Raw genomic sequence first — 14134 nt, 5'->3', positions numbered from 1 at the left:
GTTCCCTACATGTAGGCACGTGCTAGATCCCGTGGATTTTGCGGGATTTTCGCGATGATGAGGCGGCCTGGTCGCCTGGATCTCGGGATCCGTTGCCCCGCTGCCCCTGCGCGCGCGCCCGGTGACGCGCCCCTCATGCAATGAGGCTCGTCCTTCGCGCTGGTCAGCCTCGATCGCATGGGGCGGCGCCCCCTGCGGCTTGCTCCGGCGTGGCCAGCGGGAGCGTGAAGAAGAACGTGGTGCCAGCTCCGGGCCGACTCTCCGCCCAGATCCTCCCGCCGTGGGCCTCCACGAAGCCCTTCGCGATCGTGAGCCCCAGCCCGGTCCCCAGACGCGCCGTCTCCGCCGCCTGCCAGAACTCGTCGAAGACGTGAAGGAGCTGATCCGGAGGGATCCCCGGCCCTGTGTCCGCCACCGCGAAGCGCGCCTCGTTACCGCGTAGCTCCGCTCGAGCGGTGATGGTCCCTCCCGCGGTCGTGAACTTGATGGCATTGCCGATCAGGTTCGCCAGGATCTGGAGGACCCTCTCGCGATCGCAGAGCACCTCGAAGCTGCCCCCGCCCGGGAGCTCGCCCTCGAGCGCCACGTGCTTCTCCGTCGCCAGCGTCTGCTGCATCGCGAGAGCGTCGTGGACGAGGGCGTCCGCCGCGTGCCTCTGCGTCACCATCGACAGCCGACCCGCCTCGATGGCAGCGACGTCGAGCAGGTCGCCGATCAGCCGGAGCATCTGCTGCGCAGCGACGCGGATGATCTCGGCCTTCTTCCTGCCTTGCGCTCCCGACTCGCCGGCTGGCAACATCTGCATGAGGAGAGCCGAGGCCACCAGGACGGTGCTCAACGGGTTTCTCAGGTCGTGAGAGACGATGGCGAGGAGATCGTTCCGCGTGCGAATGGCCCGCCGCGCCTTCTGGTACAGGCGCGCGTTCTCGAGGGCCGTGGCGGTCCGGCGCGCCACCTCTTCGGCCACCGCCAGATCGGCGATGGAGTAGCGGCGGCCCGACTCCGTCCCCACGAACGTGAGCGCGCCGATGGTCCGCCCGCGGGCCAGGAGCGGCACCACCATGACCGTTCCCGAGCTTTCTGCGTGCAGGGCCTCCTTTTGGCCCTGGTCGTCGGCGACGCTCTTCAGGGCGAACTCGGTGCTCGCGGAGAGGATGAGGAGCGGCTCGCCCGTCCGCAGCACCCTTGCCTGCGGCGTCTCGCGGCCCGGCCGTCCGGCGATCTGCTCCATCCGTTCGGCCATCCCCTGCTTCGCGGGGTCGACGGAGGTCTGCTGGAGGCGCTCGACGCGGCCGTCCTCCTCGATCAGATCGACGAAGTAGAGATCGGAGAGGGCGGGCACGAACAGACGCGATATCGCGGCGACCGTCTCTGCGTAGTCGAGCGACGAGGCGAGGACCGAGCTGACCTCCGCGAACAATCGCTGCGCCTTCTCGGCGCGCCTCACCTCCATGATGTTCTGGAAGACGAGCACCGCCCCCGACACCTGCCCTTCTCTCTTCAGAGGGGCGAACGTGCAGCTGACGTGGAAGGCCGCTCGATCCCGGCGTAGGAACAGGTCCTCGTCGCCCCGGGCCGGCTCGCCCGTCCGGATCGCTCGCAGCGCGGGGTGCTCTTCGTCGGGTATGGATGTCCCGGTCGCGTGTTGAATCCGGATGACCTCCTGAACGCCTCGCCCCAGGACATCCTCCGCTGTCCAGCCGAGCAGCCGCTCGGCGGCGGGGTTGAAGAAGATGATCCGCCCTTCGAGATCGATCGCGAGCACGCCCTCGCCGATGCTGCCGGTCACCGCGCGCGTGAACTCGAGCTGGTCACGGACCCGCTCCTCCGCCACCCTCGCGGCGGTGACATCCATCGAGACGCCTTGGAGCCGAGGCCCGCCGGCGCCGTCCTTCTCCAGGTGCACGCGGGTGTGGAGCCAGAGCACGCCGCCGTCCGCCGTCCGACAGCGATGGTCGCAGCGCTGGTCCCGCTCGGACGCCAGCGTCCTTCGAAACGTCTGCTCGAGCGCGCCGCGATCGTCCGGGTGGACGCAGCGGCTCCAGAAGTCGGGCTCCGCGAGCCACCGCCCGCGCGGATGGCCGAGGAGCTCCTCGGCCCGCGCGCTCACGTAGGAGACCAGAAACGTGCGCGCGTCGGCCTCCCACACGAACGAGCTATCGAGGTTGTCCACCAGCGCCTCGTAGCGCTGCCGCAACGCCTCGGCGGCGGCCCGGTGCCCGTCGGACTCGGCCTGTCTCCGCTGGGCGAGCTCACGCTCCGCCTCCGCGGCCGCCTGCTTGGCGTCGATGGCCGCCTGGCGATCGAGCGCGATCGCGAGCTGGTTGACCACCGCGTTCACGAACACGAGGTCCGGCTCCTCCAGACGGGCAGCACCCTCGACCTGGAGAGCGCCGAAGATCGGCCGCCGCTCGACGACGAGAGGGAGGAGGACGAAGTACCCGCGCTCCTCTGCCTCGGCCCGCTGGCCCCTGGCAGGCTCTCCGGAAGGCACGGTCGTCGTGGTCGGCTCGCCCTCCAGGTCGACCGACCACGCGGCATCCGATCCGGCGAGATAGGCGTACGAGGTCCTGGCATGAGACTTCGCGGCGTCAAGTCGATCGGCGCTGACCTCTTCGGCGTTCCAGACGATGGTCTCTGGCTGAGGGCGGCCTGGGCCCTCCAGGATGAGGAGCGCGGTGCGGAGGGGGAGCGCCCGCGCGACGATCGCGAGGATCGCCGGGACGGTCCGTCGGACGCCTTCGAATTGCGTGAGCTGTTTGCTGATCTCGTAGAGATACTGGACGCGAGGATACGCGCGCTCGAGACCTCCTGAGGCCGAGCTGTCGTCGCCGCGCCGCTCCGGCTGCTCCTCCGTGCGCTGGTCGCCGCGCCTCCGCTCCTCCTGGGGAGGACTTGGCAGCTCGTTCGTCCGGCGACCGGCGCTCATCCCCGCCCCCTAGGCCTTGTTCTTCTCGAGCAAGGGGGAGGACTCGCCGGCGCGCTCTCCGATCCGGACGCCTCCCTTCCCGACGGAGAAGTAGTAGGCGCCGAAGTCGTGCTCGCTGCCGCGCGTCTTCACGACCACCAGGGTCGGCCGGATCTCTCCTGGCAGGCGCGTATACCGGAGCACGACGAGGTTGTCGGCCACCGGAGAGAACTTGCGGTCGGTGATGGTCTCGCTGGAGTACATCGCGCTCGACTCGAGCGTGAGCAGGCAGGTCACGTCGAGCGCCTTGAACCGCGTGACCAGCGCGTAGAGGAGCTGCCGCAGCTCATCCTCCGCGATGCCCTCGTTCTCGAGCTGGCTCACGCTGTCGAGGACGAACCGACGCGTCTTCTGCGCGCGGATCTTGTCGGTCAGGAGCGAGAGGAGCTGACTCGGGCGGACACGCTCCCGCGAGAGATAGATGACCTCGGCAAGCCCCTGCTCGGTCGCCTCCTGGAGGGGCAGCCCCAGGGCGCCCGCGGCACGGATGATCTGTGCGGGCCCCTCCTCGAGCGCCACGTAGAGCCCCGGCTCCCCGCGCTTGCAGCCTTCGAGGATGAACTGCAGCGACAGGGTGCTCTTCCCGATGCCCGCGCTCCCGGAGAGGAGGGTGACGCTGCGCGCGAGCAGCCCTCCGCCGAGCAGCGCGTCAAACCCGGGTACCCCGGAGGGCAGGCGCAGCTCCGTCTCCAGGGGTAGCGGCGGCTCGGCGAACGCCGCCTCCGCGCTGTATCGCGGATAGATGATGATCCCGGTCGGGCCGATCATGATGCTGTGTCGACCCTTGAGGTGGGCGGTGTTCCTCAGCTTGTAAATCTCGATGTAGCGCTGGCGCTCGAGCCCTTCCTCCGTCGAGGAGAGGAGGACGACCCCGTCGACCACGGTCTCCTCGACGCCGAAGCGGCTGATCTGGTTGGCGCCGTAGGGGATGTCGGTGGCGAAGAAGCCGACCGCCTGCGCGTTGTGGACGACGCTCGCGAGCTGGAAGATCTTCTCCCGGTCGATCTGCGGGTCCTTGACCTTGTGCAGGAAGACCGAGACCGAATCGACCGCCACGCGCCTCGCCTTCATGCCGAGGATCCGCTCGTTCATCATGAGCAGGTGCCCCTCCACCATGATGTTGGGCTGCGGGATGAACACGATCTCGATCATCCCGCGCTCGATCTCGGCGTCGATGTCCCAGCCGAGGCCGCGGGCGGTCGCGAGCAGCCGCGCCTCGCTCTCCTCGAAGGAGAAGAAGATCCCTCTCTCGCCGGCCTTCGCGCCCCTGTAGATGAACTCGAGCGAGAGCACCGTCTTGCCGGTCCCCGCCACGCCGGCGATGAGGAGGCTGGAGCCGCGCGGGATTCCGTCTCCGAGGAGGTCGTCGAGCCGCGAGATGCCGGTCTTGAGGCGCGGCTCGTTACCCCCGACGTCCGCCCGGTAGATGGTGAGGCGAGGCGCGAACACGTCGATGCCGGCCTGCGTGATGATGAACGCGTGCTCGTCACGGCTGTGGTCGGTGCCGCGCATCTTGACGATCTGGAGGACCCGCCGCTGCTCGCCGGAATCCTGGCGCTGGTGGGCCAGGATCAGCCCGTCGACGATCGAGAACAGGGGGTTCGTCTCGATCTCGCTCTGCCCGAACTCTCCGAGGAGGAACGTGGTGGTCTCCCACGCCATGAGGCTGATCGCGAGCTCGTAGCCGAACTTCCGGAGCTCTTCCTTCGACCCCGCGAGATCGTCGAAGACCTTGAAGCTGTCGATGACGACCATGGCCGGCTTGACCTTCTTGACGTGCTCCATGATGAGCGCCGAGGTCCCGTCGAGGCCCTTCGTCCGAAAGATGGCGCCGAGGTCCACGAACTGGATGGCCTCGTCGAGCTGCTTGGCGTCGAAGAAGTCGAACTGGCTCAGGAAGCGCAGCGTCTTCGCGGTGGGCTCCGAGAGCGTGTTGAAGTAGAGGACCCGCGCCGTGGCCGAGGCGTTGTGGAAGCAGATCTGCTGGGTGAGGATCGTCTTGCCCGCGCCCGGCGGGCCGGCGATCACGATGACCGAGCCCTTCGGCAGCCCACCGTCAAGCAGCGCATCCAGATTTCGCACCCCCGTCTCGATGCGCGCGATGGCCGTCTTCTTCGTCATGACTCAGCTCCCTCGCCGTCCTCGCCCTCGTGGGGCCCGGGCGCGCTCGCCGTCCCTCGCTCGGTCCCGCCCGCCTCCTCCTGCCGCGCGAGACTCGAGAGCTCCGCGTGAAGCGCTGACGTGAGGATCTCCGCCGTCAGGTTTCCGAGGACGACGAGGAACTCGATCATGATGAACCGGATCCCCTCCGCGAGCTGGTCGCGGCGCAGGCCGCCCGCACGATCGTGAAGCTTCTCGCAACAGAGCCCGGTCGACTCCACACGGAGGGACGAGAGCATCGTGTATCGCTCGGAGGCGTTGTAGAGTACGCGATTCAAGATGGCGCCGAGCGTGACCTCTCCGAGGGTGACCAGGGCGCGCCGCCACAGGGCGGCGAAGGCGCGTTCGAAGACCTGGACGAGACGCTCGGCTGGCAAGCCCTCGGCGGCCCGCTGCATCCATGCATCGACGCAGGCGCTGTGCTCGCTCGCATCACGCATAGGCGCTACATCGCGTCTGGGGATCGCTGAGCGCCGCAAGCACGGCCGAGTATGAGCGTGCTTCGCGACGAGCGTCAAGGTCACCGTCGCATGTGGCCGTTCATGAGGTGCTCGTCTGCTCGATGATTGCCCGGCCCCGCGTGCGTCCGTCCGCGGCGGTGTCGCGAGGCCTCTGTGCATGCGTCCGCCACGCGTCCGCCACGCGTCTCGCCGTGCTGGAGGGCGGTCCCCCGCTGGCGCCCTGCGTGCTCATCCAGGGCGCCCCGCGCTTCCGATCGATAGGATCGTCGTGATGCGCACCAGAGAAAAGAACCGTCTGTGCGATTCGAGCGAAGGACGACCGGGGTCGCCGGCATCCACAAGGTAGCGATCGAGCGGCGGCGCAGGATCCAGCCGAGCCTCGAGAACCGAGGCCGACGGGGTTGCCGGCGAGCGTCATTTTCCGGCCCTCGGGGCAGCTCACGCCCACGCCCGGACCCAGCTCGCCCAGCTCAACAATCAAGCGGAGCTTATCATGAGAAAAGGCATCGTATTCGTGGCGGCAGCATTCCTTTCAGCGTGCGCGGGAGAGGTGGACGACCTACCCCTGGCCGAGACGGACGCCACGGCCGCAGGCATCATCGGGGGCACCATCGACGAGGGCGATCCGGCCGTGGCGATGCTGCAGATCACCCGTGGGGACGCTTCGGTCACCTGCACCGCTTCGGTCATCGCTCCGAAGGTGCTCCTGACTGCAGCCCACTGCGTGCAACCGGGCAGGGTGCAAGGCGCGACGCTCAGGGCCTTCTTCGGCACCGACTCCCGGAGTGAGGAGGAGACCTGGGTGAACGTGAAGGAGACCCACTTCGACCCCGAGTACGACCACGCGGACATCCATGCGGGGCACGACATCGCGGTGGCCATTCTCGAGGAGCCCGTCGCCATCCAGCCGCTGCCCTACAACCGGGCGCCCATGACCGAGGACATGGCCGGCGAGCCGGTCCGGCTGATCGGCTTCGGCGATGATGACGAGATCTTCGGGTGGAGCGGCGTCAAGCACCACGTGTCCACCATCGTCAACACCGTCACCCCGCTCCTGCTCGGCCTCGGCGACGCGGGTCACCACACGTGCCAGGGAGACTCGGGCGGGCCTGCGCTGATGGACATGAACGGCGTCCCCACGATCGTCGGTGTGACGTCGTTCGGCAACGCGAGCGCCCCCCGCATCTGCACCGACGGCTGGGATACACGGGTCGACCTCTACCTCGACTTCATCGATCAGTTCGTCAACGCGCCCTAGCACGCTGTCGCCCAGGGGCGAATTCGCGGCGGCTCACCGGTGCGCTCCGCCGCTCTCCACGAGATCTTCGGGCGGCGCGGCGACGGATCGCGCCGCGTCAGGTCGCCGCGGAGCAGGAACGCCACGTCCCTGTGTAGGTGCCCCACCAGCGTCCTCAGCCGCGGGGGACCGCGAGATCTCGACCGCTGAACGTGGACCTTGACTGGCTCGACGGGCTGCGTTGTTCTCCTCGCCCGAGGAGAATACAATGATACAGACCAGCAAAAAGGGACCCGACGGATATTGCCACCCCGCGAGCGAGGAGGAGCTCCTGGCGCTCGTGCAGCTAGCCCTCTCGGCATCACCGCCGCTCCAGCTCCGTGTGCGCGGCTCGGCGCACTCCGTCGCCAGGTCGATCTACACCGACGGCTACAGCGGCGCGGGGGCCCCGCCGGACGGCGCCATGGACGTGATGCTCGACAGGTATCGCGCGATCGGGCCGATCACCCCCGTGGACGGCGACCCGGATCACGCGATCGTCGAGGTGGAAGCCGGGTGTAACCTGGGGAAGAACCCCTACGATCCGACGCAGACATCGACGTGGCGCAACAGCCTCGACTACACCCTCCAGCAGGCGGGCTGGGCGCTCGAGGACCTGGGCGGCATCTCGCACCAGACGGTCTCCGGCTTCCTCTCCACCGGGTCGTCCGGCGGCTCGCTCATGTACTCGATCGACGACGATATCGTCGGCTTCAACCTCATCGACGGCACCGGCAAGCTCTGGGTCGTGAACCGCGACGACGCCGACCAGGAGAAGCGCGATCTGTTCTTCGCAGCGGGCGTGTCGATGGGGCTCCTCGGCGTCATCTCCAAGGTGCGCTTGCGCGTGCGGCGCTCGTTCAACCTCAAGGGCTCGCAGATCACGAGCTCCACCGCCGACGCGCCGATCGATCTCTTCGGCGACGGGTCGGACGGCAAGCCCAGCCTGGAGCGCTTCCTGCGCGAGACGCCGTACACGCGCCTCATGTGGTGGCCACAGAACGGCTTCGAGCGTGTCCAGATCTGGCAGGCGTCGCGGATCGACCCGGAGCCGGGCTTCAAGCCGAAGCCGTACGAGGAGCTCGGCCGCGCGCCGCAGCTCACCTCGCTCGCGGGCTCGCTCTTTTACACGCTCATCGGCAACCTCGACGACATCTCGGCCGTCCCCGGCAAGCTCACCGACTGGTACGCCCACCTCGACGGTGTGCTCTCGAGCGACAGCGACGTCAACGCGTGCAGCGGGCCCACGCCCGACAAGACGCACACCCGCAAGATCACGCAGGCGGAGGTGCTCGGCCATCTCGGCGGCGTTCTCAGGGATGCGCTCGCCAGACGGTCCAGGTCGCTGGAGGGCCAGGAGCACACGCGCGCGCTGCTCGGCACGGTCGAGCGCAAGGAAGGGGGCCTGCTTCATGACGTCATCGCCGGCATCATCACGGAGCTCGTGGCGCTGCTGCTGAACGGGGCGCTCGGCTCGCAGCAGGCGCAGATCCTCGCGAGCTTCCTGGAGCGGGAGATGCCGTATCTCATCAAGGACATCCTGAGCGCATTTGTCCCGATCGGAACGCAAGAGTTCTGGGATACGTGGATGTGCGGCCTGCCGATGGACAACCAGATGGACGACCAGCTCTGGCCCACGTGGTTCACGGAGCTCTGGATCCCCGTGGAGAAGACGGCCGACGTGATGCGAGCGCTCAAGACGTGGTATGACGGGGGCGGCGACGCAGCGACGGCGTACCAGCACGCCGGCTCGTTCTCGTGCGAGCTCTACGCCGCGAGGAAGAGCGAATTCTGGATGAGCCCCTCTTACGGCGCCGATGTGTTCCGCGTCGATGTGTTCTGGTTCGCGCTCAACGGCGGGGATCTGAACGATTTCTACAAGCCATTCTGGGAGTTGCTGAAGCCGTTCGGCTTTCGCCCGCACTGGGGCAAGTTCGCGCCGCCGCCGAGCTCGGGGAGCTGGGTCGACTACTATCGCCAGAACTTCCCGCGCTTCGACGATTTCATCGCGCTGCGCGCGAAGCTCGATCCGCAGCAGATCTTCGTCAACGACTACTGGCGCGCGAACCTCGGGATCCCCGCCAGGACGAAGAAGCCGCAGTGAGCTGTGTGAGCTTCGTCGCGACCGGCAACCAGGCGGCCGGCAAGCTGGCGGGAGAGCACCTCGGATGAGCTGTTGAACCAGCGTCGTTCTTTCCTGCGCCGGCATCCCATCGACGGCCATGCTGAGCAGGCGAGAGAGACCGTAAGAGATCGTAAGAGACGTGCGGCCGCCCAGGGGTCCCTCTCCTCCCGTCTCCTGTCGCTCCCATGCTCACATTTCGGCCTAATAACCGTGATCCACGGACATGGACATGGACACGGACATGGCCAAGGAGCGCGCTTTCCGAAGACGAATGCCCGCTATCGTGGCCCGAATTACATCAACAACATGAAGACCGCTGCGATCTTCATTTCGCTGCTCGCATGATTGTTTTCGTGCCCCTTGACGGCCCGTCCTCGGGCGTCGTAACAAGAAAGATCGAGCAGGCACGCTGGGACACCGCCCGCGACCGAGCGAACCCACGGACGAGGAGGAGGGATCTCATGACGACGATTGGACGATGCTGGATGGCGGCTTTCGGGTTGACGCTGACCACGGCGGCGTGCGGTTCGAGCGATCTCGCCGCCGAGGGCACGGACGTCACACCCATCACGCGAGCGCAGACGCCAGACAGCGAGTTCACTCCCGTGGAGCTCGAGGCGACCGTCGACAGCCTCGTCGCCGAGATGAACAAGAGCTCGCTCGAGCCGATGCAAATGGTGGTCCTGCTGAAGAGCCTCTCCGACTTCTTCGAGCCGATCGCCACGGGGGCGAGCCGAGCCATGGGGGAGCTCGAGGTCACAGGGAATGTGCTCGGGCCCATTGACCACTCGGACGATGTTACGACAACGCAGGACCTCCAGAACCAGCAGATCGATCTGGCGGTGGCGGACGGCGCCGGGGGGATCGCCGTCTCGCCCTTCGGCGACGTCAACATAGCCGCCATCGACAAGGCGGTCGCGAACGGGGTCCACGTGGTGACGCTCGACACCGATATGGCCGCCTCGAAGCGCTCGCTCTACGTCGGATCGCTCAACAAGTCTGCCGGCGCCACGGCCGCGAACACCCTGCTCACGATGCTGCCCGAGCCTCCAGGCACGGTGTTGATCCACGGCAGCATCGGCACGGATTGGATCGACGGATACGAACGGACGCAGGCGGCGCAGGACGTGATCGGGGAGGCCGGCTACACGTTCATCGTGACCCAGGCCGTCTTCGGCGACAACGAGGCGTACGACGTTGACTGGATGAAGTCCCGGATCGTGACCGCGGATCCGCCCGTCATCGGGCTCCTCGGCCTGTTCAACATCTCGCACCGGTGCGTGCTGGCCGCGGACGCCGCGGGCATACCGGATGTCCCCATCGTCGCGTTCGACTTCGACCCGAAGACCGTCGACTACATGCGCCAGGGGCGCATCAGGGCCACACACGCCCAGCGGCAGTACTACGAGGGTTACCTCGTGCCCTATATCCTCTACGGCATCCAGACCATCGGCCTCGACGCCACAAAGGAGATCCTCTCGCCGCTGATGGTCGACGGGAATAAAGTCAACATCGGCTTCGACATGGTCCCGTCGGGCAAGATCGACGCCTACAACGACTTCCTCCACACGATCGGCGTGATTCAGTAGCGGGGTCGCAGCGCGCGAAGGGCCTCGTGCGGCGCCGTCAGCAGCTCGACGCCCGAGGATCCTGGGTCCGGCCCGGCGGCGCCGAGGTGGCGCAGGGGGCGACCTCGCGACCCGCGGGCGGCTCGCGCAGCCCGCCGGGCAGGAGCCGCCCCGCGCGGTTCCCGCCCGGCGTCGCGGGCGCCGTGGGATAGACTGGGGCCATGACGGTCATCCGCTTCTATCGCGCCGGCGACGCCCACGGGGCCTTCTCCAACTTCTCGCGCCACCCGGTCTCGCTGCAAGGCAAGGTGTGGCCCACGACCGAGCACTACTTCCAGGCCCAGAAGTTCGCCGGCACCGACCACGAGGAGGAGATCCGCAAAGCCCCCGGCCCCGGCGAGGCGGCCCGCATGGGCCGCCAGCGGAGCCGCCCGCTGCGCCCCGACTGGGAGCAGGTGAAGGACGACATCATGCGCGAGGTGGTGCTGGCGAAGTTCACCCAGCACGAGGATCTCCGGCGCGCCCTGCTCGACACCGGGGACGCCGAGCTGGTCGAGCACACGAAGAACGACGCCTACTGGGCCGACGGCGGCGACGGGAGCGGGCGGAACATGCTGGGAAAGATCCTGATGGAGATCCGCGAGCAGCTGCGCCGCCCGGCGTGAGGGCGATCCGCCCGCTCCGGAAGGACCGAGAGGCCGTCGCGGGCCGCTCGACGGCGCCGCGGCGGCGAGCTGCAGCGCGCTGCCGCGGCGCGGCGCTCAGAACTCCGCCACGCGGAACGAGTGCCCGGCCACCGCGGCGTCCGGCCCGCTCCCGATCGGATAGCTCTCCGCGAGCCCGCCGATCGAGCCCTCAACGGCGCTGCTGCTCAGCATTCCGATCAGCCAGACGAAGACCTCCCTGAACTCCGCGGGATCTACCTCGGTGACCTCGTACGAGCCTTGGAGCGCGGCGAGATCGATCGCGTGGGTGAAGGTCGCAGCGCCGACCTGCGTGGCCCTGAGCGTGACCTCGAACGAATCGTCGAACGCGCCGTCCTCCGTCGAGAAGGCCATCGGGACGTCGATCTGCAGGTGATCGGAGCAGCCAATGTCGTTCCCCGGCTCGGCGCCGCTCGATCCGCTCCCGTCCGTCGGTCCCGCGAAGCGTGCGGCGACGAGCTCGCCCACGGAGAGCGTCGCTGTCGTGCTGCCGCCCGTCGCCCACGTGAGCGGGACGGAGCGCTCGCCGGAGACGGCAGAGAGCGCCTCTCGCGCCGAGAAGCCCAGCGGCGAGACGTCGTCTGCGCCGATGTCCTCCCCCGCCTTCTCCTCGCACCCCCCTCCCTCGTGGACTCCGCCGATCTGGCCGCCCTTCGGGCCGCCGCCCGCGCCATCGACGCACCCGAGGAGCCCTACGCCCGTCGCCGCCGCAAAAGCCAAAGAAAGCCAGCACCGCTCGCTCATGTTCATGACCTCCTGCGGCCTACCTTGCGTTCGCTCTCGAGGAGACGCCAGCTCAGCTTCGCACATTCCATACCGCAAAAAGGCCTTCAGATGTGCGAAACTGCGCTATGTGGACCATGAATCCCTCGCAAAAGAGCTGATCCGCGCGCTCCGCGGACGGCGCTCGCAGCTCGGCTTCAGCCGCCGGCTCGGCTTCCGCACCAACGTCGTCTACACGTGGGAGTCCGGCAGACGCTGGCCGACCGCGGCCACGTTCCTCGTCGCGGCGCGGCGCGCTGGTGTCGACGTCGCGGGGGCGGTGGGGCGCTTCTTTCCATCGACGCCCGCCTGGCTCGCGCACACCGACCCGGCGTCCGCCGAGGGCGTCGCGGCGCTCCTCTCGGAGATGCGCTCGATCTCGCCCATCGTCGACGTGGCGCGGCGCGCGGGCAGGAGCCGCTATGCGGTCGCGCGCTGGCTCTCGGGCGAGGCCGAGCCGCGGCTCCCGGACTTCCTGCGGATGGTCGAGGCCTGCTCGCTGCGCCTGCTCGACTTCGTGGCCCTCTTCGCCGATCCGGCGGCGCTCCCGGCCGCGAGCGCGGCGTGGCGCACGCTCGAGGCCCAGCGCCGCGCCGTCTACGAGGAGCCGCTGCTCCCCGCCGTGCTGCTCGCCCTGGAGATGCCGTCGTACCGCGCGCTGCCGCGCCACGAGCCGGGCTGGATCGCGCGGCGGCTCGGGTTCCCCGTCGAGGACGAGGCGCGCTGCCTCGAACGGCTCGCCGACGCCGGCCAGATCCGGAAGAGCCGCGGGCGGTGGACCGTCGCGCCGATCCGGACGGTGGACACGCGCCCCGACCCGGACGCAGAGCACCGGCTCAAGTCCTTCTGGGCCGGCGTCGGGCTCTCGCGGCTCACGCGCAAGGCCGAGGGGCGCTTCTCGTTCAACGTCTTCACCGTCTCCGCGGCCGACCTCGTGAAGCTCTCCGAGCTCCACGTGAGCTATTTCCAGAACATGCGCGCGGTGATCGCCGAGTCACGGCCGCCCGAGCGCGTTGTCGTCGTGAACCTGCAGCTCTTCCCGCTCGACGGCGACTGAGCCGCTCACGACCGCCGCGGCGGCGCCCCGAGCGTCCGCCGAGCGTCCGCCGCGGTCGGCCGCGGTCGGCCGCGCGGCGCGCGCGGCCGGTGCGATTCACACCATGGCGAACGCGCGCACCGGGAAGGTGCCGAGGGCGCGGACCTTCACCGGAACGGCGAAGAAGCGGGCCCCGGCGGCGGGGAGCGCTTCGAGCCCGGTCATGTGCTCGCAGATCGGGATGTCCGCGCCGAGCAGGACGGAGTGGACCGGCCGCGCGGGATCGGCCGTGTCATCGATGTTGTAGGTGTCGACGCCCACGAACGCGACGCCGGCGCCGGCGAGGAGCTGCGCCGCGTCCCGCGTGAGGAACGGGTGTCCCTCGAAATAGCGGTCGGTGCGCCAGTGGGCGCTCCACCCCGTGCGCACGAGGACGGCCTTTCCGGCGAGCTCGAGCCCCTCGAAGGCGTCGGCGTCGATCGCGCGCCCGGACCGGCCGCGCGCCTCGATGACCACGCTCTCCAGATCGGCCAGCGATTCGAGCGGCAGGCCGGCGAGGTCCTTGCCATCGGCATAGCGATGAAACGGGCTGTCCACGTAGGTGCCCGTGTTCGCGACCATGTCGATGCGCCCGATGTGGAATTCGACGCCTTCCGCGTAGACGCCGCGCGACTGCTCGCGCGAGAGGAAATCGCAGAGGACGGGCGCCGGCACGCCCTTGTACGTGATCATGCCGTGCTCGACGGCGTGGCTCAGATCGATGAAGAGTCGCGAGACGGGGGTGGTCACGGTCCGCTCCTTGGGAGGGTCTCCACGCGCAGGGAGCCTCCTGTCCGCCCGGCGGGGTCCCCGGGCCGCCGCCAGTTTCGCGAAAGGACGCGAGGAGATCCAGAAATCAGGCAAGGCCGGTAAGTTGACACGTGGCGACACGCACCGATAGAGTGTGACCACGGGGGCGTCGCGCACTGCCCCGGGGCTCCTCGGGCGAGCGTGATGTATTTGTGCCTCAGCGGGCGCGGGTTCGGGTGCTGTCATTGAAATGGAGCGTCGCGGGGAGACCGAGGTCGCCCGCGT

The 14134-nt window shown here is 68.5% G+C and carries 11 protein-coding genes; 5 read left to right on the top strand and 6 right to left on the bottom strand.

What is annotated here, in order from left to right; all coding sequences use genetic code 11:
• Nucleotides 1–163 precede the first annotated feature (163 nt).
• Genes WME75_RS17570 through WME75_RS17560 form a run of 3 tightly spaced genes read right to left on the bottom strand, consistent with a single transcriptional unit; the run spans nt 164 to nt 5568 of the window.
• Entirely contained in the window at nt 164–2929 is a 2766-nt protein-coding gene (locus WME75_RS17570) for a sensor histidine kinase (protein WP_437492250.1), read from the bottom strand.
• A gap of 9 nt (nt 2930–2938) precedes the next feature.
• Nucleotides 2939–5089, bottom strand: coding sequence for an ATPase domain-containing protein (locus WME75_RS17565; protein ID WP_437492249.1), 2151 nt, complete (start codon nt 5087–5089; stop codon nt 2939–2941).
• Nucleotides 5086–5568, bottom strand: a complete 483-nt coding sequence (locus WME75_RS17560; protein WP_437492247.1) for a hypothetical protein — start codon at nt 5566–5568, stop codon at nt 5086–5088. Before WME75_RS17560 ends, WME75_RS17565 begins: the two co-directional genes overlap by 4 nt.
• A 514-nt stretch (nt 5569–6082) precedes the next feature.
• On the opposite strand from WME75_RS17560, the gene WME75_RS17555 reads away from it, so the two are divergent.
• From WME75_RS17555 to WME75_RS17545, 3 genes are all read left to right on the top strand, one after another.
• Complete coding sequence (locus WME75_RS17555) at nt 6083–6847, top strand: S1 family peptidase (RefSeq protein WP_437492245.1); 765 nt, start codon at nt 6083–6085, stop codon at nt 6845–6847.
• A 247-nt stretch (nt 6848–7094) separates the two neighbouring features.
• On the top strand, nt 7095–8969 hold the full coding sequence (locus WME75_RS17550; RefSeq protein ID WP_437492243.1) for a D-arabinono-1,4-lactone oxidase: 1875 nt from the start codon (nt 7095–7097) through the stop codon (nt 8967–8969).
• 482 nt (nt 8970–9451) lie between these two features.
• Nucleotides 9452–10579, top strand: a complete 1128-nt coding sequence (locus tag WME75_RS17545) for a substrate-binding domain-containing protein (protein WP_437492241.1) — start codon at nt 9452–9454, stop codon at nt 10577–10579.
• Between the two features lie 37 nt (nt 10580–10616).
• Here WME75_RS17545 and WME75_RS17540 read toward each other — a convergent pair whose 3' ends face one another.
• Complete coding sequence (locus tag WME75_RS17540; RefSeq protein WP_437492240.1) at nt 10617–10781, bottom strand: hypothetical protein; 165 nt, start codon at nt 10779–10781, stop codon at nt 10617–10619.
• On the opposite strand from WME75_RS17540, the gene WME75_RS17535 reads away from it, so the two are divergent.
• Nucleotides 10780–11223: an NADAR family protein gene (locus tag WME75_RS17535; RefSeq protein ID WP_437492238.1), complete on the top strand. Its 444-nt coding sequence runs from the start codon at nt 10780–10782 to the stop codon at nt 11221–11223. The genes WME75_RS17540 and WME75_RS17535 overlap by 2 nt on opposite strands.
• A gap of 96 nt (nt 11224–11319) precedes the next feature.
• Here WME75_RS17535 and WME75_RS17530 read toward each other — a convergent pair whose 3' ends face one another.
• On the bottom strand, nt 11320–12006 hold the full coding sequence (locus tag WME75_RS17530) for a hypothetical protein (RefSeq protein ID WP_437492236.1): 687 nt from the start codon (nt 12004–12006) through the stop codon (nt 11320–11322).
• Between the two features lie 109 nt (nt 12007–12115).
• Here WME75_RS17530 and WME75_RS17525 point away from each other — a divergent pair, with 109 nt between their 5' ends.
• Nucleotides 12116–13081, top strand: coding sequence for a DUF4423 domain-containing protein (locus WME75_RS17525; RefSeq protein WP_437492235.1), 966 nt, complete (start codon nt 12116–12118; stop codon nt 13079–13081).
• 96 nt (nt 13082–13177) lie between these two features.
• On the opposite strand, the gene WME75_RS17520 is transcribed toward WME75_RS17525, so the two are convergent.
• Nucleotides 13178–13849, bottom strand: a complete 672-nt coding sequence (locus WME75_RS17520) for a cyclase family protein (RefSeq protein WP_437492233.1) — start codon at nt 13847–13849, stop codon at nt 13178–13180.
• Nucleotides 13850–14134: the final 285 nt, after the last annotated feature.

It is taken from the genome of Sorangium sp. So ce1014 (assembly GCF_051521505.1).
Lineage (GTDB): Bacteria > Myxococcota_A > Polyangia > Polyangiales > Polyangiaceae > Sorangium.
Note: the sequence above shows the minus strand (reverse complement) of the source record. Positions and strands in the feature narration are given on the sequence as shown.

What these genes read in the sequence shown, in the direction of transcription:
- WME75_RS17570 (WP_437492250.1), bottom strand. Translation starts at nt 2,929, where the DNA reads ATGAGCGCCGGTCGCCGGACGAACGAGCTGCCAAGTCCTCCCCAGGAG.
- WME75_RS17565 (WP_437492249.1), bottom strand. Translation starts at nt 5,089, where the DNA reads ATGACGAAGAAGACGGCCATCGCGCGCATCGAGACGGGGGTGCGAAAT.
- WME75_RS17560 (WP_437492247.1), bottom strand. Translation starts at nt 5,568, where the DNA reads ATGCGTGATGCGAGCGAGCACAGCGCCTGCGTCGATGCATGGATGCAG.
- WME75_RS17555 (WP_437492245.1), top strand. Translation starts at nt 6,083, where the DNA reads ATGAGAAAAGGCATCGTATTCGTGGCGGCAGCATTCCTTTCAGCGTGC.
- WME75_RS17550 (WP_437492243.1), top strand. Translation starts at nt 7,095, where the DNA reads ATGATACAGACCAGCAAAAAGGGACCCGACGGATATTGCCACCCCGCG.
- WME75_RS17545 (WP_437492241.1), top strand. Translation starts at nt 9,452, where the DNA reads ATGACGACGATTGGACGATGCTGGATGGCGGCTTTCGGGTTGACGCTG.
- WME75_RS17535 (WP_437492238.1), top strand. Translation starts at nt 10,780, where the DNA reads ATGACGGTCATCCGCTTCTATCGCGCCGGCGACGCCCACGGGGCCTTC.
- WME75_RS17540 (WP_437492240.1), bottom strand. Translation starts at nt 10,781, where the DNA reads ATGGCCCCAGTCTATCCCACGGCGCCCGCGACGCCGGGCGGGAACCGC.
- WME75_RS17530 (WP_437492236.1), bottom strand. Translation starts at nt 12,006, where the DNA reads ATGAGCGAGCGGTGCTGGCTTTCTTTGGCTTTTGCGGCGGCGACGGGC.